The organism is Streptomyces sp. cmx-4-9 (genome assembly GCF_046548835.1).
Taxonomy (GTDB): domain Bacteria; phylum Actinomycetota; class Actinomycetes; order Streptomycetales; family Streptomycetaceae; genus Streptomyces.
The window spans coordinates 586,707-606,128 of record NZ_JAEBEE010000004.1 but is presented as its reverse complement, the minus strand read 5'-3'; the positions used below and the strand labels follow the sequence as shown (position 1 = coordinate 606,128).

General features: G+C 70.2%; 17 protein-coding genes. 6 read left to right on the top strand and 11 right to left on the bottom strand.

The window, feature by feature from the left end; genetic code table 11:
• Nucleotides 1-255 (bottom strand): transposase (locus tag ACLJTM_RS16420; protein WP_411104333.1); only part of this gene is annotated, 255 nt, incomplete at its 3' end.
• Nucleotides 256-1,337: 1,082 nt separating this feature from the next.
• Here ACLJTM_RS16420 and ACLJTM_RS16415 point away from each other — a divergent pair.
• From ACLJTM_RS16415 to ACLJTM_RS16400, 4 genes are all read left to right on the top strand, one after another.
• On the top strand, nucleotides 1,338-2,135 hold the full coding sequence (locus ACLJTM_RS16415) for an SGNH/GDSL hydrolase family protein (protein ID WP_411104307.1): 798 nt from the start codon (nucleotides 1,338-1,340) through the stop codon (nucleotides 2,133-2,135).
• 118 nt (nucleotides 2,136-2,253) lie between these two features.
• The gene (locus tag ACLJTM_RS16410; protein ID WP_411104306.1) at nucleotides 2,254-2,829 is read left to right on the top strand and encodes a hypothetical protein; all 576 of its coding nucleotides are present in this window, start codon (nucleotides 2,254-2,256) and stop codon (nucleotides 2,827-2,829) included.
• A 479-nt stretch (nucleotides 2,830-3,308) separates the two neighbouring features.
• A complete protein-coding gene (locus ACLJTM_RS16405) occupies nucleotides 3,309-5,504 on the top strand; it encodes a SpoIIE family protein phosphatase (RefSeq protein ID WP_411104305.1) in 2,196 nt (731 codons plus the stop codon).
• A gap of 282 nt (nucleotides 5,505-5,786) precedes the next feature.
• Nucleotides 5,787-6,224 (top strand): hypothetical protein, encoded by a 438-nt coding sequence (locus tag ACLJTM_RS16400; RefSeq protein WP_411104304.1) that lies wholly within the window; start codon nucleotides 5,787-5,789, stop codon nucleotides 6,222-6,224.
• 143 nt (nucleotides 6,225-6,367) lie between these two features.
• Here the strand turns inward: ACLJTM_RS16400 and ACLJTM_RS16395 are convergent, their stop codons facing one another.
• From ACLJTM_RS16395 to ACLJTM_RS16370, 6 genes are all read right to left on the bottom strand, one after another.
• Nucleotides 6,368-6,940 (bottom strand): snapalysin family zinc-dependent metalloprotease, encoded by a 573-nt coding sequence (locus tag ACLJTM_RS16395; RefSeq protein WP_411104303.1) that lies wholly within the window; start codon nucleotides 6,938-6,940, stop codon nucleotides 6,368-6,370.
• 356 nt (nucleotides 6,941-7,296) lie between these two features.
• On the bottom strand, nucleotides 7,297-7,911 hold the full coding sequence (locus ACLJTM_RS16390; RefSeq protein ID WP_411104302.1) for a pyridoxamine 5'-phosphate oxidase family protein: 615 nt from the start codon (nucleotides 7,909-7,911) through the stop codon (nucleotides 7,297-7,299).
• A gap of 37 nt (nucleotides 7,912-7,948) precedes the next feature.
• The gene (locus ACLJTM_RS16385; RefSeq protein ID WP_411104301.1) at nucleotides 7,949-9,211 is read right to left on the bottom strand and encodes a globin domain-containing protein; all 1,263 of its coding nucleotides are present in this window, start codon (nucleotides 9,209-9,211) and stop codon (nucleotides 7,949-7,951) included.
• 934 nt (nucleotides 9,212-10,145) lie between these two features.
• A complete protein-coding gene (locus tag ACLJTM_RS16380; protein ID WP_411104300.1) occupies nucleotides 10,146-11,468 on the bottom strand; it encodes a protein kinase domain-containing protein in 1,323 nt (440 codons plus the stop codon).
• Nucleotides 11,469-11,674: 206 nt separating this feature from the next.
• The gene (locus tag ACLJTM_RS16375) at nucleotides 11,675-11,953 is read right to left on the bottom strand and encodes a GlsB/YeaQ/YmgE family stress response membrane protein (RefSeq protein WP_411104213.1); all 279 of its coding nucleotides are present in this window, start codon (nucleotides 11,951-11,953) and stop codon (nucleotides 11,675-11,677) included.
• A gap of 223 nt (nucleotides 11,954-12,176) precedes the next feature.
• Complete coding sequence (locus ACLJTM_RS16370) at nucleotides 12,177-13,070, bottom strand: DUF4437 domain-containing protein (protein ID WP_411104299.1); 894 nt, start codon at nucleotides 13,068-13,070, stop codon at nucleotides 12,177-12,179.
• 150 nt (nucleotides 13,071-13,220) lie between these two features.
• Between ACLJTM_RS16370 and ACLJTM_RS16365 the strand changes: the two genes are divergently transcribed.
• Entirely contained in the window at nucleotides 13,221-13,781 is a 561-nt protein-coding gene (locus tag ACLJTM_RS16365; RefSeq protein WP_411104298.1) for a TetR/AcrR family transcriptional regulator, read from the top strand.
• A gap of 45 nt (nucleotides 13,782-13,826) precedes the next feature.
• On the opposite strand, the gene ACLJTM_RS16360 is transcribed toward ACLJTM_RS16365, so the two are convergent.
• The 4 genes from ACLJTM_RS16360 to ACLJTM_RS16345 form a co-directional block, all read right to left on the bottom strand.
• Nucleotides 13,827-14,330, bottom strand: coding sequence for a MarR family winged helix-turn-helix transcriptional regulator (locus ACLJTM_RS16360; RefSeq protein WP_411104297.1), 504 nt, complete (start codon nucleotides 14,328-14,330; stop codon nucleotides 13,827-13,829).
• A gap of 77 nt (nucleotides 14,331-14,407) precedes the next feature.
• Complete coding sequence (locus ACLJTM_RS16355) at nucleotides 14,408-15,412, bottom strand: alpha/beta hydrolase (RefSeq protein WP_411104296.1); 1,005 nt, start codon at nucleotides 15,410-15,412, stop codon at nucleotides 14,408-14,410.
• A gap of 240 nt (nucleotides 15,413-15,652) precedes the next feature.
• On the bottom strand, nucleotides 15,653-16,339 hold the full coding sequence (locus ACLJTM_RS16350) for a TetR/AcrR family transcriptional regulator (protein WP_411104295.1): 687 nt from the start codon (nucleotides 16,337-16,339) through the stop codon (nucleotides 15,653-15,655).
• 181 nt (nucleotides 16,340-16,520) lie between these two features.
• A complete protein-coding gene (locus tag ACLJTM_RS16345; RefSeq protein ID WP_411104294.1) occupies nucleotides 16,521-17,966 on the bottom strand; it encodes a dihydroorotase in 1,446 nt (481 codons plus the stop codon).
• A 208-nt stretch (nucleotides 17,967-18,174) separates the two neighbouring features.
• Between ACLJTM_RS16345 and ACLJTM_RS16340 the strand changes: the two genes are divergently transcribed.
• Nucleotides 18,175-19,404 (top strand): CaiB/BaiF CoA transferase family protein, encoded by a 1,230-nt coding sequence (locus tag ACLJTM_RS16340; RefSeq protein ID WP_411104293.1) that lies wholly within the window; start codon nucleotides 18,175-18,177, stop codon nucleotides 19,402-19,404.
• Nucleotides 19,405-19,422 lie beyond the last annotated feature (18 nt).

The following is a 19,422-nucleotide window of genomic DNA, read 5'->3' as shown; positions in this document are numbered from 1 at the left end:
GGCCAGCATCACCTCGTGCAGGGCCTGCCAGACACCCGCTTCATTCCAGTCGCGCAGTCGTCTCCAGCACGTCATGCCCGACCCGAAGCCCAGCTCGGCCGGCAGCCACTCCCACCGGATCCCGGTGAAGAGGACGAACAGAATCCCGCACAGCACCTGACGATCATCCAGAGCCTTCCGGCCCGGATACCGATGCCGACCATGCCGCACCGGCAGCAGAGGCCTGATGCGAGCCCATAACTCGTCGTCCACCACCCACGGCTGAGGATCGCGCTTGCCCACGCACACCCAACGGCGTCACCCAGACAGAGGACACGCCCAACCCATTTTGTTAGGAGTTCTTAGGCAGCTGGGCCGCCAGCATGGAGCAGAGCGCGCGTAGGCGGCACGGGCGAACTCTATTGCAGAACCGCATCTCCAGTGTGCCCATGTGCAGACCTTGGCGTCGGCGCCGAAGCGGTCACGGGGCGGGTGTAGCCCCGGGTCTTGCCGTCCCGCTGTGCCGTCGCCTGGTTGCCGTATGCGTGCGACATGCCGTCTGCGTATAGGTGGCCTGCCGCGTCGTGGCTTCCCTTCCTGGGTGGCTCAGTCCAGATCGCGGCCCACGCCAAATGCAGATCTGTCGGGCCCTGTGTTGATGCGTGCACCAATATGGGCTGCCGGTGCCGCCGCGACCCGCCTCTTGGCTAACATATGCGTGACGCATCGTCCTCATGACTTCGCCATGGCCTGCAGAAGCGCAGACTCCCCACGCGCGGCATTCGGTGGTGTCGGAGTCTGTTGATGTGCAGTGCTTTTGCCCGGGCGGAGTCGCTTTCGGAGGGGGCGCACTCGCTCGGAATCGGCGCGGTGGTGTGGTTGGTTCGGCTGGGCGGACGGCATTGATCACGCCGGGAGTGGGCACGGTCGAGCCGGACGGGGCTGGCGGGCCGGCGGGCCGGCGGGCCGGCGAGGGGTTCAGCACGCCTGGACGGCTGTACGCGCCGGGCTTGAGCGTGGCCGGAGCGCCGATCGGGGGCGCGGCCGTCTGCCGGGGGCGTCCCGACCGTTCTTGCCGAGCAGGGGTCCTCTGCCCGGCCGCGCCCCTCACCGCCCCCGGCGTTCGTGACAGCAGTGTCGGGGCATGCGCGTTCGTACCCGCCCCTGTCCCTTGGTGAAGGGCCGCTGTGCGAAACCGTCCGGGATGGGCTGTTGTGGTGCGCGTCGGTCGTTGTCGATGCGCTGAGCGCACGGAAATCGGGCGTGTCCTACGCCTATCGCGCAGGCGGGGATCGCTGCTACAAGTATGACGCTTCAACAACTCCTGTTCCCCACAACACTCCAAGGAGTCATTTGTCATGCGCACGCTAAGACGGGCCCTACCTGTCCTGCTGGCCCTCGCGGCCGCGAGCATCGGCCTTGCCCAGCCCGCCTCCGCCGCCGTGGAAGCCGGCGCGCGGTACGTGGCTCTCGGCGACTCCTATTCCTCCGGCGTGGGCGCGGGCAGCTACCTGTCCGACAGTGGCAGCTGTCAGCGCAGCAGCAAGGCGTATCCGTCCCTGTGGGCGGCGGCCAATGCCCCGGCTTCGTTCGTCTTCACCGCCTGTTCCGGCGCGACGACCAGCACGGTCAAGAGCAGCCAGCTGACCCCCCTCAACAGCACCACCACCCTGGTCAGCGTTACGGCCGGGGGTAACGACGTCGGATTCGCGAGCGTCATGCAGACCTGCGTCCTGCAGAGCGAAGCGACCTGCGTCAGCGCGGTCGACAGGGCCGTCGCCCAGGTCAACACCACCCTGCCCGGCAGTCTTTCCGCCCTCTACGGCGCCATCCGCACCAAGGCCCCGCAGGCTCGTGTCGTCGTACTCGGCTACCCGCGCTTCTACCAGCTGAACGGCAGCTGCATCGCCGGGCTGAGCGAAACCGAGCGCGCAGCGATCAACCGGGGCAGCGACGCCCTCAACGGCATGCTCGCCAAGCAGGCCGCCAACGCGGGCTTCGCCTACTCCAGTGTCGTGGACGAGTTCACCGGCCACGAGATCTGCTCGAGCGCCGCCTGGCTCCACAGCGTCTCGGTGCCCGTCTCCAACAGCTACCACCCGACGGCCGCGGGCCACTCCGGCGGCTACCTGCCGGCCTTCCGCTCCGCCGTCTGATCTTCCCCCGGGCCGCGCCCGGGGCTTTCCGCGCTCGTCAGTCGACGCGGGTAGACCCCCTGGTCGACTTCCCACGCCTCCGCACCCATCTGCCGAATCCGCACCAGGAGAGAAGCATATGAAGCCTCCGCAGTCGCTCTTCCGTCCCGAGGCGGGCCTCACGACCGCCGGCCGCCTCCGAGGAAAGACCCTCCGCGGGCTGGTCACCGCCCTCGCGCTCATCCTCGGCGCGCTCTTCGCTCCCGGCGTGGGCGTCGTCGGCGGTGCGACCGACGCCCACGCAGCCACCAAGATCAGCCACTCGACCGCGACCTCGATGTTCCGCAGCTCTGGGATCACCTGGTCCTCGTCCGGCGGTTGCTCCGACCGCAACAACCCGAGCTGTACGTCCTTTGAGCAGCTCAACCTTGCCAGCGCGCAAGGCGCCCAGACCCTGAAGAGCGCCAGCGGCTGCGCCCTGAACATCACCGGTGGCACCGAGACCGGGCACGCCGGCGGCACGTACTCGCACTGGAACGGCTACAAGCTCGACTTCAGCAAGTACACATGCGTCGGGAGCTACATCAAGAACACGTTCACCTACATCGGCGTACGCGGTGACGGCGCCCCGCAGTGGAAGTCCGGCGCGGGCAACGTCTACGCCGATGAGGGCAACCACTGGGACGTGACGTTCTACAACTGCGGCGGCTGCTGAGTCGGAACCGCTGCTGAACGGATGATGGTCTACCCGGACCCCGGACCCCGGGCCCCGGACCGGATCCGGATCCGGGTAGACCGCCCGTCCGACAGCGGTCTCGCGTGCTCGTTCGCGCCCCCTACTCGGCGCTGTGGACCCGTGCACGGCCGGCGCTGAAAGAGCTGTTCGGCTGCTGGTCACCCACGCCTCGGCCGCGGGCCGGGCGGGGCCCGCGGGCGGGGTGCACGCTCTGCTCCGGCCGCCAGGATCGTCCTCGCGCCCCGGTGTGCGGCGCCGTCGGCCACGCTCTTGGCTGTCCCTCCCGCGGCAACGGTCCGGGTTCCTCCTGCCACGGCTGGGTCAAGTTCCGCCCCGGTTGCTTTCCCCTGCACGAACGCCGTGCAACACTTGCCATGAGGCAACAGTTGCCTTAGGTGGAACGACTCAGAACGTATCCACTGTTCTGCGGCGTCGCGGAGCAGCGGGAGATACGACAGATGGCCAGGTCAGGACAGAGGGCGGTCGGCACCTTCTCAGACGTACCGCCTGAGCGGGAGCTGACCGAGTCCGGTCTGGCAGAGGTTTTCGAGTGCCTGCCGGACGCCGTCACCGTCTCCGTTGCCGTACGGGACGCGAGCGGAGCGGCGGTGGACATGCGGCTGGAGTACATGAACGCGGCCGCCCGGGCCGGCCAGCCGGACCGGCGCGCCCCTTTGGGCGGACTGTGCAGCGAACTGTGGCCCCAAATGGTACAGAACGGATCTTTCGCAGCGTGCATGCGGGTTCTGGATACCGGGAGGCCTGAGCAGGGGGCGTTCCTGTGGACCCAGGCCAGTACCTACCGGGCAGCGGACTACGAGTACCAGGCCACGCGCGTGGGAACGGACCGCCTCGTATGGGTGCTGCGTGACAACAGCGAGCGCGTGCTGAGGGCGGAGCTGCTGGCGCAGGTGACCGCCGCTCTGGCCTTGGCCGGCTCGCTGGCTTCGGTCATGGCGATTCTGATCGAACAGATCATGCCGGCGGTCGGGGCGACGGTCGGCGCCGCAGTCCTCAACGAAGCCGGCAGCGACCAGTACACCGTGCGGCACTTCCACGATCAAGAGCGGGAAACCCGTCCTCCGGCATCTTTCAGCGTCACAGCGCCCTTCCCCATGGCCCACACCGCCAGGACCGGCCTCCCCCTGTTCTTCGCCGATCCGGACGAGCGGACCGGGGCATTCCCCGAGGCCGCACCGTTCTTCACCGACCGGCACCATGCGACCGCCGTCCTACCCCTGGCGGTGGAGACTCGATTGTTCGGCGCCGTCAGCTTCCACTTCGACGTGCGGCACGACTTCGCCGACTCCGAGCGCAGCTTCCTCGCCGCTGTGGCCGGGCAGTGTGCGCAGGCCATCGAACGCACACGTCTGCAACAGGAGGCCTCGGACAAGCAGGCGCAACTCGAAGCCCTTGCCGAGGTCAGCGCCGTGCTGGCCACCTCTCTCGATCCCGGCGCCACCTTCGACAACCTGGTGGCAGCCGTCGTCCCGCAGATCGCCGACGGCTGCCTCATCCACGTCATCGACAGGCGGACCGGGCAGCCGACACTGGCCGCCCTCGCTCATCGGGACCAGGAACAGCAACGGGCCCTGCGTGCCATGCTCAACGCCTTCCCTCCGCGCCTGGATGCCGAGGGCGGGGTGGGCGCCGTCATTCGTACCGGGGAGCATGAACTCGTCACCGACGTCGCCGGCACGCTGGACCGGCTCGCCCGCACCCCGGAACACCGCGCCGCCCTGCACGAGCTCATGCCCGCAGCCTCCTGGCTGGCCGTACCCATGACGCATGCGGGGGCCGTCATCGGCGCCATGGTCCTGATCCAGGCCACTCCCACGCAGTCCGTGCTCAGTGAACGCGACATCCCCTTCGCGCAGGAACTCGCGCGCCGGGCGTCACAGGCCGTCGCCCAGGCTCGCCGGTTCAGCCTCCAGAGCGAGGTCGCACACTACCTGCAGCAGAGTCTGCTGCCTCCCGACCTGCCGGACATTCCGGGGGCGGACATGGCGGCGTGCTACCACCCGGGCGACCAGGGGACCCTTGTCGGAGGCGACTTCTACGACATCGTCCCCACCGGCCCCACCACCTGGGCCCTGGCCATCGGTGACGTCTGCGGAAAAGGACCGGAAGCCGCCGCGCTGACGGGTCTGGTACGCCACACCGCACGCGCCGCCAGGCGGTGGAACCCCGACCCCCGCTCCGCCCTCCAAGCCGTCAACACCGCAATCCTCGCCGACAGCCCCGCCAACCGCTTCTGCACCGCCGCCTACGCCGAGCTCGACATGACCACCACCCCCGTACGTCTGCGTCTGGCCCTGGGCGGACACCCCCACCCGCTCCTGCGCCGAGCGGACGGGACGATCGTGCCGCTCGGCAGAGCCGGCACGTTCCTGGGCATACTCGCAGACCCTGTGCTCCACACGACGGAGGACGAACTGCACCCCGGGGACCTCCTGTTGATGTACACCGACGGCGTCACCGAGCGCCGCTCGGGCTCCGCCATGCTCGGCGAGCAGGGTGTACGCGACGTACTCGCCGGCACACGCCACTCATCCGCCGCCGACACGGTGACGGCACTCGAACACGCCGTCACCGCCTACGCGTCCACCCCGCCCGGCGACGACTTCGCCGTCATCGCGCTCCGCATCTCATGAGCCGGCCGTCGCCATGTGTTTCCCGGATTCCCCGATTTGTGGATTTGTGGATTTCTGGATTCCGACCTGCCAGCCTGTTGACCTGCCGACCTGTTGACCTGCCCGGCGGTCGGTCACCTGCTGTCGGTGACCGGCCACGCCCGCCCGACGGGCGCTGACGGACGTGCAGGTGCCGGACGGGTGCGTCGAGGTGTCGGCTGCCTCGACTCGGCCGGTCCACGTCCTTGGCCGCTCCTGGACATCGCTGTCGCTGCAGTGAGCCAAGGCTCTAGCCTGCGGTCCATGCACCAGACACGACGGCGCGATCGGCGCCCTGCCCGCCGCGTGCCCTCAGCGCCGGCCAAGGGTCCGGCGTTCCGCCTGCCTGCTGCGGGGGCCGACGTGGTCTTGGTCGGCTACTTCTCCGCGAAACAGAAGGACCTCGCCACGCTCATGGCGTCGGCAGCCACAGCACTGTCGGCGCACGGCGCACGGGTCGTCGCGCAGTTGGTGCAACGACGAGGCGTCTCGAACGGCGGGGTTCGGACGATGGGTCTGCCCTACTCCTCGCGGACTCTGCTGACCTACGGGAAGGTCCGGGAGGCGGCTTTGGCGTGTGCCACAGCCGACGCTGACGCCGTGGTCTTCGTTGCCTCCTTGACGGAGCGCCAGCAGCGCACGCTCACCGACATGTTTGGGCGCCCCGCGGTGAGTCTGCATGACATCCTCATGGCCGACTGACGGCTCTCTCGGGACGGGGCCTGCGCCCGCGCCCGACGCTGCTTTCCGATGATGGCGCGGCGGTGGGCCGGCACGGTCGCCTGCCGGGGGTCCCGCCCAATCAGGCTTCCGTACCGGCCCACCCGCCGACCCTGCCCGGCCGGTCAGGGGGCGTCGATGAGTACCCGACCGTCGGTGGGCACGGTTGCCGCGAGTCCGTTCGCGTACGCGTTCTGCACGCGGGACCGCTCGGTCGCGTTGGGCACGGCGTTGGTGCAGGCCGTACCGGCGCTGGATCCGGACATCAGCTGGGAGCACGGTCCCGGCTTGGTGTCCGGGAGGCCCAGGCTGTGGCCCAGCTCGTGCGCGGCGATGCGCGTCTTGTCGTACCCGTCGCTCACAGCCTGCGCGCCGAGTTCCACCCGCACCTGCCGTCCGGGGCGGACCGGACCGAGGGTCGCCTGCGGCCAGCCGGTGGTGGCCACGATGACGATCTCGGCCCGCACCCCGGGCGCGGCCTCCACCAGCCGCACGTTGCTGACGTTCGCGTTCCAGGCAGCGACTCCCGCCGTGATGGCCGCTTCCCAGCCGCCGGCCCGACTGTCGTCGTAACGGAGCGTCACTACCGCTGTGGCGCCGTCCGGTAGCGGCGCGGGCGCTGCGGTAGCAGCGGATGCCGCCGCGAGAACCATCGCGGCGGCGGAGGTGCCGACTTTCAGCCAGGTACCCAGAGACATGGCCGTCTCCCTTCCTACGTGGGGGGCCCGGCTCCTCGGCGGAACCGGGGCACTGGAGACGCCGCCACCGCCCGCCTGTGGCCCGTGCGTTCGGACGGCAGCCCCTCCGGAGCCTTCAGAAAGTAGCCCCGCACCCCACCGACTTGTCATGCACCTACCAGCCATTTCCGGCGGCACTTCAGCCGATGACCGGTCAGCGGGCAACGCCGCGGGAGGACTCGGGCAGCCGCGCTCGGCGAGCGGGCTGCGGCGGCCGACCACACCGGCGCAGCCAAGTGGCTTGCGGACCTCCTCGGCGAGCGACATGGCCTGTCCGGAGACGGTAATCCGCCCGACCGGCTTCCCCCGTCTCGGTGTCAAGGCCTCCATGCAGCCGGGGCCGCCGGGGAGCCGGTGAAGTAGTCCGCGTCCCGGGGGCGGTCGGCGGCAGGGGCGACGCGGGCGCCCGGCACGAGGTGCGGTATGTACTTGGAACAGTGGATATACGCCTCTTCCACGGTGAGGTGGACCCACATCTCGGGGCCGCGCCCGGGAGCGACGTCGGTGGGCAGGCCGGGGTGTGACGAGCGGAGCTCGACATCGGAGTAGAGGTGAGCGGTGCCGTTGACGTGCAAGCCGACGTGGTCGTGCGTGAAGTCGACGAAGAGCATGCCGAGGTGGGGGTTCTCCGTCATGTTGCCGGCGCTGGCGAGCACTCCGTTGCCCCGGAACTCCGGGTAGGCAAGGGTGCGCTCGTCCAGTACGTGCACGAAACCGGGAGGCCCTGCCCGGAAGCTGGCGTCGCATTCCCCGTGCGAGTCCGCGGTGGCCAGGAAGACCATGCTCTGGCGCCCGATGAATTCCCGCATCTCGGTCGTGAGGCACGCTCGGACCTGCTGGTCGTAGAACCGGTTGGCGCGGTCGGAGCTGCCGAGGTGCTTCTGCAGTCGGCGTTCACCCGTTGATCCGAACGACTGTGGGGACAGGGACATGGGGTTGTTCTCCTGGCAGGATCGGCTGGCACACCACTCACGGAGCGGACAGCACGGGGGTCTCGAAGGGGTCATGGTGGATGCGGTCCGGAAGGGTGCCGTGCAGCGTGAGGGTCTCGCTGGCCGAGACCACCATCGGCGCCGGTCCGCTGATGTAGACGTCGTGCTGGTACCACGGGCCGTACTCGGCGAGAACCTCCGGCAGGGATCCCCGGATGCCGGGAATGTACTCGTGGGAGACGGCGCCTCTGATGGACAGCCAGTGGTGCTGCTGGGCCAGGCGGAGCATGTCGTCGACCCCGTACAGCTCGGCCCCGGTGCGGGCGCCGAGAAACAGGTCTACCTTGTGGCGACCGCCCCGGCGAGCCACTTCCTCGACGATCGCGCGGATCGGTGCGAGACCGGTCCCGCCGGCCACGCAGAGCAGGTCGCTGTGGACGGCGGCGTCCAGCACCATGTCACCCATGGGCGCTCCGAGTTGCAGGACGTCGCCTACGGAGGAGCGGTGCACGAGTGCGCCGCTCACCGAGCCGCCCGCCACCGCGCGTACGTGGAAGGTGAGGGTGCCGTCTGGACGGGGGGCGTTGGCCGGGGAGTAGTACCGCCACTGCTTGGGGCACCACGGCGTTTCGAGGCTGACGTACTGTCCAGCGGCATACGGGTAGGGCAAGTGGGGTCGCACCGTGACCTCGCCGATGCCGTGTCCGCGCAGGACCTTGTGCACCACGGTGGCGGGCCAGACTGCGGGCCGCTGTGCCTCGTCCTGCTCCGCCGCGCTGATCATGACGTCGGCGACCACACCGTACGCCTTGGTCCATGCTGCGGCGGTCTCCGCGGTCCAGGCCGGGCCGGCGTAGCGGGCGAGAGAGGCCAGGAGGCATTCTCCGACGGCGGGAAAGTGGGCACTGAGGGTGCCGAACTTGCGATGGTCTCGTCCGAGATGGCCGCAGAAGCGGACCAGGTTGTCCGGGTCGTCGACCAAGTCCACGATGCGCAACAGGGCGCGCAGCAATCGGCCGCGCTGGGCGTCCATTCCCGACGGGAACATGGGACGGACTTCGGGGTAGCGGGCGAAGAGGATTGCGTAGAAGTAGACGGTCATATCGGCGGCGAGGGGTTCGACGACCGAGACGGAGCTTCGTATCAGTGCTGTCTCGTGGGCCGACAGGGGCGGCTCGGCAGTCTGCTCGGAGCTGCCCGAGGGAGGTGGGAACGCCGGCTGGGGCGCATGGTCCTGTGGGTGCGGGTGAGCGGGCGGGTTGGTGGGCGGGTTGGTGGGGCGTCCGATCCGGAACCTCAAGAGACCAGTGAACCCCCCGTCCGTATGCGCCCTGGGCACGGGCGGCCGGTCGCAGCGACATGGGTGGGGTCGGTGGCTCCAGTCATACGGCCGACAGAGTCCTCGCCTGATCTCCCTCTCTCAAGCACGGCGATCGTGGCGGCGATGCGGGGAAGCATGAATTCTCCTGGTCAGAGCAAGTAGCGAAATGGATCAAGCGGTTCCGGAGGCTACATCATCGTGGGGGTGACTCAGAAGTAGTAAGGGAGTGGAGCGGCCGGCCCGAGGTGGAGGTACTGCGGGAAGGGTGAATGTGCTGCGCCAGCACGAGGCCGAGGACGGCGCTGGTGAGGGTCCAGGCGCCGAGGACGGTGAGCGCGGTGAGCCATAGGGGCATGCGGGGCGGGTCCGTTCGGAAAAGCGGGCAGGGGCGTGAGGACACCGTGTGCCCTGATATCCGAGGAGTATGCGTGTGGGTTTTTTCATAGGGCCTGCGCCGATGAGGGTTTGTCGGGTGTGGTCGTACGGCGCGCAGGAGCGGCCGGCAGGCAACCACGTGCCAAGGCTCCCCAGGGGCCGCGCCGACAGGCCCACTCTGGGCCGGGGTTGAGGTACGCGGCGTGTCCTCACGCCCCGGGGGTACAAGGCGCAGCATGACGTCGATGCCTCTGCATGTGCAGGACCTTGCCCAGCTCGCCCAGGACGCACGACCGGACGGGCCACCGTGGTTCCCTTGGGCATTTGCCGGAGTGGTGATCCTCGTTGGCATCTGGTTGCTGTACAGGCGCCACCGGCACGGCCACTTCAAGCGGCGCCCGTGAACGGCAGCGGCAGCGGCAGCGGCAGCTACGAGTGCGGTCGGTGCTCCTCGATGAGCGAAAGTGGTCCCGCCCCCCAGCCCCACTCCCCCGCTGCGTAGGTGGCGACCTGTTATGGCTGCTGCGCAAAAGGGGCGCTACCGCTCCTTGTCCTTCTTTCCTTTGGCTTTTCCGGAGACCTCTTTCGTCTTCGCGGGCTCAGGAGTCTTCCCGGCGCGGCCGGTGGTGGGTGGAGCGAAGTGCGAAGCGGCGGGGCGGGTGGACGCCTCACGTTCCTCCGGGGTGGAGGGCGCAGCGACGGGCGCTTGCGGGGGCGGCGCAGAGGCGGGGGGAGGCGACGCGGGCTGCTTGCTCGGAGCATCTGCCCGGCCAGTCGCCTCGGTGTTCTTCGACACCGACGGAACGGCGGCGGGTGTTTCCCTACCTGCTGTCATGCCGCCCATCACCGACGCGCAGCCGGCCGCGACACTCACGGCTGCGAGAGTCAGGAGAGCTGCTTGCCGCCGCCCGATGGCCCTGCTCTCGGCTCGTGCCGGCGTTCGCGTAGGGCGAGCGGCAGTGGGCGGCGAAGAGGGGCGCTGTGTCGAGGGGCCGGTGAGCGCCGCGCTCGGTGCGGCGTGGGGACGGCGGGGGCCTTGGGCGATGTCCTGCAGGCGCTGGTGGACGGTGGCGGCGTCGGGGCGTGCCGCGGGGGCCTGATCGGTCATGGTCCTGAGCAGGCGGGCCAGCTCGTCCGGGACCTCTGCGGGTATCCGGGGCTGGCGTAGGAGGTGCGCCGTACTGATTTCCACGGGCGTGCCCTGGAACTCCCGGTGGCCGGTGAGGGCTTCGAGGAGGGTCAGTCCCAGGGCGTAGATGTCGCTGGCCGTACTCGCGCCGTGGCCGAGGAACTGTTCCGGCGCCATGTAGGCGAGGGTGCCGACAAGGGTGTCGGGGGCGCTGCGGGAGTCGTCATGGACGGTTCTGGACAGACCGAAGTCGGCCAGGTGCGGGGAGCCCTCCGCACTCAGGAGGATGTTGGAGGGTTTCACGTCGTGGTGGATGACGCCGTGCGCGTGCACGTGGTCGAGGGCTGAAGCGATGTCGGCGCCGATCCGCGTGACCTGGACGGGGCTGAGCGGGCCGGCGTCCATCCGGGTCCGCAGGGTGACGCCGCGGATCAACTCCGCCACCATGAAGGCGCTGTGGTCATGGCGGCCGGCGTCGTAGACGGTGACGAGGGCGCGGTGGGACAGGCGGGCCAGGGTGCGGGCTTCGTCGCAGAAGCGGTCGGCAGTGATGGTGTCGGCGCCCGTACGGAACACCTTGACGGCCACCTCGCGGCCCAGCAGTTCGTCGACGCCGAGGAAGACGTCCGCCGTACCGCCGGATCCCAGGGGGCTCTGCAGCCGGTAGCGACCGCCCAGGAGGGCCTTGCATTCAGGCGCGGCGTCGCGCTCTGGAACGGACCGGGCCGGCATCAAGGTCCTCCTCCACTCGTGGGCAGTCCCGCCCGCCTACCCCCGGGGCGTCGCCCTACGCATGTTGCATCGCCCCGTACGCATCGCACGCACCGGAGCACCGTGCCGCCACCGGGAGAGCAGCGGCCCGGGCTGCTCGTGACAGCGGAACGGCTCCGCCCTCGGTAGTGAGGGGGAGCCGTTTCGTCCGGGTCGTACGAGGTCGTTCAGGCGTGGCTGTGGTGTCGCTTGTTGCCGGTGACCAGTCGGTAGACGGCGAGGAGGATGACCGAGCCGATGATGGCGGCGATCCAGGTGGACAGGTCGAAGAAGCCGTCGATGGAGTCGACGCCGAAGATGACCTTGCCGAGGAAGCCGCCGAGCAGACCGCCCGCGATGCCGATGAGCATGGTGATGATGACGCCACCCGGGTCCTTGCCCGGCATGATGGCCTTGGCGATGAAGCCCGCGAGCAGTCCGATCAGAATCCAGGCGATGATGCCCATGCGCTTCTCCTACCTCGATGAATAAAGCCGGTGTTAACAACCGTCTTCACCGTGCCGGAGCTTTCAAACGTGCGGAGTTGTTGAACATTTCGAGAGCCGGAGCTGAGAGAGGGAGTGTGCGTGTCGTGGTACGCCACCATGCGGCCGGCTTACGCGACCTGACCGGCCGTCCCTGCTGAGCCTGCTCTGCGCGCCGGGGCCGGGGCCGGGCTGCGTCCACTGCCTACTGGTACGAGGGCCTCTCCCACGGGCCGATGCTGCGGGAGCGCACCGGTTCGACGAAGCGGGGTGGAACGCTGTGCGGGTACTCCGGGCCCCAGTTGGTGGCCGTGCCCTCCATGGTGACGCGGGCGTCGGAGGTGTACCAGTCCACGAGGTCGCTGTCCGACCGCACGATCCACATGCAGCCGTGCTGCGCGTCGGCGGTGAAGTCGCCGTGCCGTATGAGGGCGGGGCGCCAGAAGTAGGTGCCGGGCCACATCTTTCCGTAGTTGTAGTCGAACGCGCCGTCGAGGCAGTAGGCCTCCTCCGTGCAGGGGTGGTGGGCCAGCGGTTCCTCGCGCCACCCTGGCTTGGCTTTGATCAGCCTGGTGTAGAACCCGGTCTTCTCGTCCCGGTGCAGCATCTTGATGTAGAGGCCGGGAACGGGTGTCCCTCCGAGGTCGAAGCGCATGGGGCTGCCGTCACGGACGTCGGTCCACGGCATCTGCGCGGTCGGCAGGAGGACCAGTTTCCGGTCCGGGCGCAGCCCTTCACGGTCGGAGTCGGCGAGGTCGAAGCGCCAGTCGCCGTACTCCCGGAAGAGCAGGATCTCCGTACCCGCTTCGACGGTGACGGCGGGGACGAGGACACCGGCCGGGGCCATGCAGAAGCCTTCGGCTTCCAGCACCGTGTCACCGATGGTGACGCGCCCGGAGAGGACGTACCACTCGGTGGCGGCGTGGTGGACTCCCGCAGGTCGCGACCAGTCAGTGGTGAACCGGACCTTCAGCGATGCCGATCCGTCCTCCTCGTCGTAGCTGAGGTTGCGCTGTCGCGCGCTGCCCTCGGCGTGTTCGAACTCTGCTGTGTGCCAGATCAGATCGCGCTCGTCCACGAGTTCCACGTGCGGTCGCATCGGGGTTCCTTCCGCTTCGTATGTCCGGAACTCCAGGGCTCCGGGGGTGCCCGGCTTCGGGTCTGCGGGGTGTGCGGTGTACGGTCCTCGACTTTCCGGTACGGAACGTAGCGGTAAATCGAATCCGCTACAAGATGTATCGTCAATTCGGTGACGCAACCAGGCCGCCCCGCGGGGCCCACTTCCGATACCGAGGCCGTCGTACTGACTGCCGCCCTGGACCTGCTTCTCACCGAGGGAGCTGCGGCACTCTCCGCTCAGCGGCTGCACTCGGTGACCGGGGTCTCCCGGTCGACGGTCTACCGGCACTGGCCCACGCCCCACGCCGTGCTGGCGGCGCTCGTGCGGATCGCGCCGCGGCCCAGCACCGTTCTGACCGGCGGGGCACGTGCCGATCTGCACGCCGTGGTGGACGCGCTCTGCGACCGCCTGCGCGACAAACCGGTCAGCGGCTTCCTGCATGCGATCGTCGCGGCGGCGACGTGGGACCCGGCGATGGGTGAGCTGCGCCGCCGCTACGTGGACGACTTGCTGGAGCCGCTCCGTTCGGCTCTCGCTCCCCTCGGTCTGGCCGAGAGCGAGCGGGAGGACGCCGTCTCCTCGATCATCTCGCCGCTGCTGCTCGACACACTGCTGCTGGACCGGCCGCCGGAGCGCGCCCGCGCCCACCGCACCGTCGACCGGATCCTCGACGGCGAGGCGTCGGCGTAGCAGCCGCCGGCGCCGGGGGCCCGTCCTGCGGGAGGGATGCGGCGGTCAGGTCCGCTCGGGGCGGCCGCCGCTCGCGGACATCTCCTGGACGAGGAGGTCAAGGAACCGCAGGGCGGCGGAGGCGTCGTCCTCGCCGGCCCGCTCCAGGGCCCGCAGGGTGGCCCTGGCCAGGATGCGGAAATGGTCGGCGGCCACCTTGCGGGCGGTGGGTTCGTAGTGGAGGTGCACCACCCGCCGGTCGGCCGTGTCGCGTACACGTCGTACGTGTCCCGCCTTCTCCAGCCGGTCCAGGCAGGCGGTGACGGCGCCGGAGGTCAGGCCCAGGTGCTGGCCGAGCCGCCCGGGGGTCAGGGGGGTGGGTGCGTCGAGGATGGCGCCGAGGGCCTGGATGTCGGTGGCGTGCAGGCCGGTCTCGTCGGCAAAGCGGTGGATCAGGCCGTTCATCTCGCTGTGGACGCTGCGCAGGTGGCGGGCCATGGCCAGCAGCTGCGCCTCGGCGACGCCGTGCCGGTGCGCGTCGGGGCCCTCGTCGTCTCGCGGGTCGGTCATGTCCACCTGCACAGATTAACCCGGCGCCGTTGCCCGCCCCCGTCGGCCGGGGGGCGGCCACCGGCACCGGTCGGCGATCAGGAACCGCTGAGCGTCTGGATGGTGCCGGCCGCGCGCAGGGACTCGTAGCGGCTGCCGCCGGGGCGGTGCGTGACGGTGACCGTACCGTTCACGTCGTCGGCGGCCCAGGTGGCGGCGAACTCCTGGAGGAGGGCGACATTGGCGGCCTGGGGGGCGCCGTTCGGCACGGCGCAGAGTGCGTCGGTGCTGGCGCCCTCAGCATCGCAGTGCGAGCCGGTGCTGAGCCGGACGCCGAGGAAGTCGCGGTGGACGTCGGTGGTCAGTTCCCTGGTGCCGGATGCCTGCCCGTTGGCGAGGTAGGGCGGCGACGAAATGGCGTGCATCGGCAGACTGGTGGTGTTCAGGCCGTTGAGGGCGTTGGCCATCGTGAGCCCGGTGAAGGAGTTGACGGGGTCGAGGAGGACGAGGCCGGCCAGGCGCGCGAAGGCCGTCGGGTACTGGGTGCGCAGCCGGTTGGCGACGTGGCTGACGGCTTCTCCGCCGGCGGAGTGGCCGGAGAAGACGAATTTCGGTGGCAGTTGGAGTCCGGGGCGGCCGGCCTTGGCCGCGGCGTCGGCGAAGCTGCGGCCGAGCTTGTCGTTCGGGTCGGCTGCCTTGCCGAAGAGGTCGGCCACGTTGTTGAGGAACGCGGTGTTGTTGCCGAGGTTGGAGACCGTGCAGCCGAAGGTGTCGGAGGACGGCAGGGTGGGGGCGAAGACGATGAAGCCGGCGGCGGCGTAGCGGCGGGCGATGTCCTCGAGGTGGTCGTTGGCGCGGCTGAAGCCGTGCTGGAGCCAGACGGTGCCCTTGGCGGCGCCGGCCGGGAAGTACCAGTCTCCGGCGCGCTTGTAGATCAGGAAGGCGCAGCGGACGTCGACGGTGTTGGAGACCTTCACCACGCCGGCGGAGGTCTGCTCTGCGGCCGTGGCGGGTGAGAGGGCGGTGAGGATCGCGGCGCCCGCCAGGGCGGCGGCGAAGAAGGTGCGCGGGAGGGTGGTACGCCTGTGCGAGGTGGCGCTCATGGGGACTCCCAAGGGGGATGGCCGCGTGGCGTCGCGGCGTCGCCTGACCTGCCCGTAAAAGGCGGGCGTTTCCACTGTCGTAACGGTGTTTCTCCAGCGGTCCCATTGGGCCCGAGCGGGGTCACGGCGTCAAGCGGTGCGGAGTTGATTGTTTCGGCGCGCGTCGGACCGGTCCAGGGCATGCCGAAAGCCCCGCCGCGGGTGAGGTGTTGGCGGGGTGGCAGGGCGGATCCCCGCTGATCAGCCGGGTGTGTGGGAGGGGAGGAAGCCGGCGAGGACGGGGTGCACGAGCCGTCCGATCGCCGTGATGCGCGCGGCCCGGTCCCCCCGCGGGAGGGTGACGGGGCCGGCGACGGCGGGGAAGGACGAGGCGAGGGCGGTGTGGGGCAGCAGCAGGAGCAGCAGGGAGAGCAGCGCGTCGACGTCGGTGTCGGGTCGCAGCTCGCCTGCGGCGAGCGCCCTCTCGACGAGGGGGCGCAGCCCCGCGAGGTAGAGGTGCAGGACGGGTTCGAGGACGGCCTGGCGGACGACGGGGTCGATCTCCAGGTTGGTGGCCGCCGTCACCCCCCGCTCCAGGGGGTGCGCCTCGAAGTAGGAGACCCACGCGTCGATGGCGTCGACGAGGTACGTGGGGAAGTCCCGGGCGGCAGCAGACCCGTCGGTGCGCGGTCCGCCCCCCGGGTAGCCCTCCAGCCACGGGCTCATGGCCTCGAAGATGCGCAGGGAGGTCTGCTCGGCGACGTAGGTGAAGAGGTCCAGCTTCCCGGCGAAATACTGGAAGAGGGACCCCTTGGCGACACCCGCCTGTCGGGCGATGACGTTGAGGCTGCCGGTGGAGTAGCCGTGGGTGCCGAACTCGTCCATCGCGGCGACCAGGATCCGCTCGCGCCGGTCGGGAGGCAGGTGGAGCCAGGTGGTGGTGGGCATGCGCGCTCCCCGACGGGGTGACCGGGCGGCCGGGTGACCGCCCGGTCATGGTCGGGGTCCTACGGTCGCCGTGTCAACGCGTGCGGGTCGGCGGGCACGCGTGGGCGCGTGGCGTGGGGGTGGGTGAGGGCTGGTGGGTGGGTGCGGGCCGTTGGGCGCCGGTCGGCGGGTGCCGGTGGTTTCAGCGGGCCAGGTAGCGGCCCGCGGGGGTGGCGGTGACCGCTCCGTCCCGGTAGGCGACGCAGCCGCCGACGACGGTGACCGTGGGCCAGCCCCGGAGCTCCTGCCCTTCGAAGGGGCAGTGGTCCTGCCCGGACACTAGGAGCTCGGCGGTGACCGTGTGCACCGCGTCGAGGTCGGCCACCACCAGGTCGGCGTCGGCGCCCACCATCAGCGAGCCCTTTCCCTTGAGGCCGTATGCGGAAGCCGGATTGGCGGAGAGCAGTTCGGCGACGCGGCGCAGCGGCAGCCCCCGCTTGTGGTGGCCTTCGGAGAGGAGGATCGGGTAGAGCAGGGCGGTGCCTCCGAAACCGGGCAGGGCAGGCCACAGGGCGTCGCCCTTCGACTCCTCCATGCAGCAGGCGTGGTCGGAGGCGATCCAGTCCACCGTTCCGTCGAGGACGCCCTCCCACAGGGCGTCGTTGTCCGCGCGGGTGCGCAGGGGCGGGTTGACCTTGGCGCCGAGTCCGCGGCCGGCCGCGTCCAGGCTGTCGTGGTCCAGGCACAGGTGGTGCAGGGTCACCTCGGTCCGCAGGTCCAGGCCTGGGGAGGCGGCGCGCGCCGCGCGGGCGCCGGCGAGGGCTGCGGCGCTGGAGAGGTGCAGCAGGTTGACCGGGCAGCCGGTGGCGCGGGCGAGGGTCGCCGCTTCGCCGATGGCAACCTCTTCGGTCAGCGGCGGGCGGCCCTCGTGGTAGGCGCGCAGGGTCTGGGGGTCGCCCGCGCTGCGCACCCGGTCGATGAACAGCCGCATCAGCTCGGACTGCTCGCAGTGCAGGGAGAGGGAGACGCGGCCGGCGGGGCGGGCGGCTCCGGCGGCGGCGACCGCCTCCATCAGCTGGTAGAGGTGGCCGAGGTCGTACTCCTCGCCGTCCGCGGCCATGCGGAAGCCTTTGGCGTCGCGGGAGTCGGCGGCGAGGTTGTACCCCTTGTAGAACATGTAGTACTTGAAGGAGCTGACCCCGTGCTTCGCCACGAGGTCGGGTATCTCGCGTATCTGGGCGGTGTCCATCGGGGCGAGGTGGAACCCGTAGTCGGTGTGGCAGCGGCCGTCGACCGCCGCGAGGACCTCCGGGAAGAGGTCGCCGTAGGTGCCCGTCCGGTTGAGGTAGTGCTCGCCCGTGCGGAAGTAGGACAGCACGCTCGTCGCGCCGCCGACCAGGGAGGACCGGGTCTCCTCCGCGGCATCCTGCTCCAGGGAGCGGTAGATGCCCAGGTGGAAGTGGGCGTCGACCGCGCCGGGGAGAACCACCCGCCCCGTGGCGTCGATGACTTCGGCGGCGTCGGCGGCGTCGATGCGGTCGGCGAGCGCCGCCACCTTCCCGTCGCGCACGGCGAGGTCGGCGGTGATCTCCCCGAGGTGGGGCTGGACGAGCGTGCCGTTCTTGATGAGCAGGTCGTAACGAGACATGACAGGCCGGGCAGCAGCCTCTCGGGCGCCGCCACCCGTACCTCCCTTCCGCTTCCGTGGGCTCAGGGGAAACAGCGTTTCTCTTCTGTGTGACGGCGGGTCATGCTAGCTTTTCGAAACAGCGTTCCACAAGGCGAAACAGTGGTGGACAGTGAGCCGCATGGCGTGCCCGGGCACGCGTGCATCCCCCGAAGGTGTGTGAGCCCCGATGGAGACCCCCCTTCCGCCCGCAGCCCCGCCCGTGGCAGCAGCTCCGCTGCGGGGTGTCACCGTGCTGGACTGCGCCACCCTGTTCGCGGGACCGCTCGCCGCGACGGTCCTCGGCGACTTCGGCGCGGACGTCGTCAAGGTGGAGCACCCCACCCGCCCCGACCCGGCCCGCACCCACGGCCCTTCCAAGGACGGCGAGGGGCTGTGGTGGAAGATGCTGGGCCGCAACAAGCACACCGTGACCCTGGACCTGAGCCGGCCTGCCGGCGCCGGGCTGCTGCTCCGGCTCGCCGCGCAGGCGGACGTACTGATCGAGAACTTCCGGCCGGGGACCCTGGAGCGCTGGGGGCTGGGCCCCGAGGAGCTGCACCGTGCCAATCCCCGGCTGGTCGTCGCCCGGGTGACGGGCTTCGGGCAGTACGGTCCGTACGCCCGCAGGCCCGGTTTCGGCACCCTCGCCGAGTCGATGAGCGGTTTCGCGGCGCTGACCGGCGAGCCGGACGGCCCGCCGACGCTGCCGCCCTTCGGGCTGGCCGACGGGGTCGCCGCACTGGTCGCGGCCTCGGCGGTGCAGACCGCGCTCTACCACCGCGACGTGCACAACGGGCCGGGCCAGGTCGTCGACCTCGCGATCATCGAACCACTCCTGACCCTGCTGGGCCCGCAGCCCACCGCCTACGACCAGCTGGGAACCGTGCCGCCGCGCACCGGCAACCGGTCGGTGAACAACGCCCCCCGCAACCTCTACCCGACCCGGGACGGCGCCTGGGTCGCCGTCAGCACCTCGGCGCAGTCCGTCGCCGAACGGGTCATGAAACTGGTCGGACATCCGGAGGTGACGGCCGAGCCCTGGTTCGCCGGGGGCGCCGGGCGCGCCGCGCACGCCGACCTGCTCGACGCACACGTCGGGTCGTGGATCGCGGCCCGCGACCGGGACGCGGTGATCGCCGCCTTCGAGGAGGCCGAGGCGGCCGTCTCCCCTGTGTACGGCATCGCGGACATCTTCGAGGACCCGCAGTACCGGGCCCTGGACTCGCTCACGACGGTGGAGGATCCGGAACTGGGTCCGCTCCGGATGCAGAACGTGCTCTTCCGGCTGTCTGCCACGCCCGGAGCCATCCGCTGGACCGGCCGCGTGCACGGCCGCGACACGCGTGCCGTACTCGGTGAGCGGCTCGGCCTGTCGCCGCGTGAACTTGACCGACTCGCTGCGGACGGCGCCATCTGACCGTTCGGCCCACGCCCT

Excerpts from the sequence above, each read along its gene's own strand:
- ACLJTM_RS16415 (WP_411104307.1), top strand. The coding sequence starts at position 1,338 with ATGCGCACGCTAAGACGGGCCCTACCTGTCCTGCTGGCCCTCGCGGCC.
- ACLJTM_RS16340 (WP_411104293.1), top strand. The coding sequence starts at position 18,175 with ATGGAGACCCCCCTTCCGCCCGCAGCCCCGCCCGTGGCAGCAGCTCCG.
- ACLJTM_RS16400 (WP_411104304.1), top strand. The coding sequence starts at position 5,787 with ATGCACCAGACACGACGGCGCGATCGGCGCCCTGCCCGCCGCGTGCCC.
- ACLJTM_RS16390 (WP_411104302.1), bottom strand. The coding sequence starts at position 7,911 with ATGTCCCTGTCCCCACAGTCGTTCGGATCAACGGGTGAACGCCGACTG.
- ACLJTM_RS16380 (WP_411104300.1), bottom strand. The coding sequence starts at position 11,468 with ATGCCGGCCCGGTCCGTTCCAGAGCGCGACGCCGCGCCTGAATGCAAG.
- ACLJTM_RS16375 (WP_411104213.1), bottom strand. The coding sequence starts at position 11,953 with ATGGGCATCATCGCCTGGATTCTGATCGGACTGCTCGCGGGCTTCATC.
- ACLJTM_RS16370 (WP_411104299.1), bottom strand. The coding sequence starts at position 13,070 with ATGCGACCGCACGTGGAACTCGTGGACGAGCGCGATCTGATCTGGCAC.
- ACLJTM_RS16350 (WP_411104295.1), bottom strand. The coding sequence starts at position 16,339 with ATGCCCACCACCACCTGGCTCCACCTGCCTCCCGACCGGCGCGAGCGG.
- ACLJTM_RS16345 (WP_411104294.1), bottom strand. The coding sequence starts at position 17,966 with ATGTCTCGTTACGACCTGCTCATCAAGAACGGCACGCTCGTCCAGCCC.
- ACLJTM_RS16410 (WP_411104306.1), top strand. The coding sequence starts at position 2,254 with ATGAAGCCTCCGCAGTCGCTCTTCCGTCCCGAGGCGGGCCTCACGACC.
- ACLJTM_RS16360 (WP_411104297.1), bottom strand. The coding sequence starts at position 14,330 with ATGACCGACCCGCGAGACGACGAGGGCCCCGACGCGCACCGGCACGGC.
- ACLJTM_RS16395 (WP_411104303.1), bottom strand. The coding sequence starts at position 6,940 with ATGTCTCTGGGTACCTGGCTGAAAGTCGGCACCTCCGCCGCCGCGATG.
- ACLJTM_RS16355 (WP_411104296.1), bottom strand. The coding sequence starts at position 15,412 with ATGAGCGCCACCTCGCACAGGCGTACCACCCTCCCGCGCACCTTCTTC.
- ACLJTM_RS16405 (WP_411104305.1), top strand. The coding sequence starts at position 3,309 with ATGGCCAGGTCAGGACAGAGGGCGGTCGGCACCTTCTCAGACGTACCG.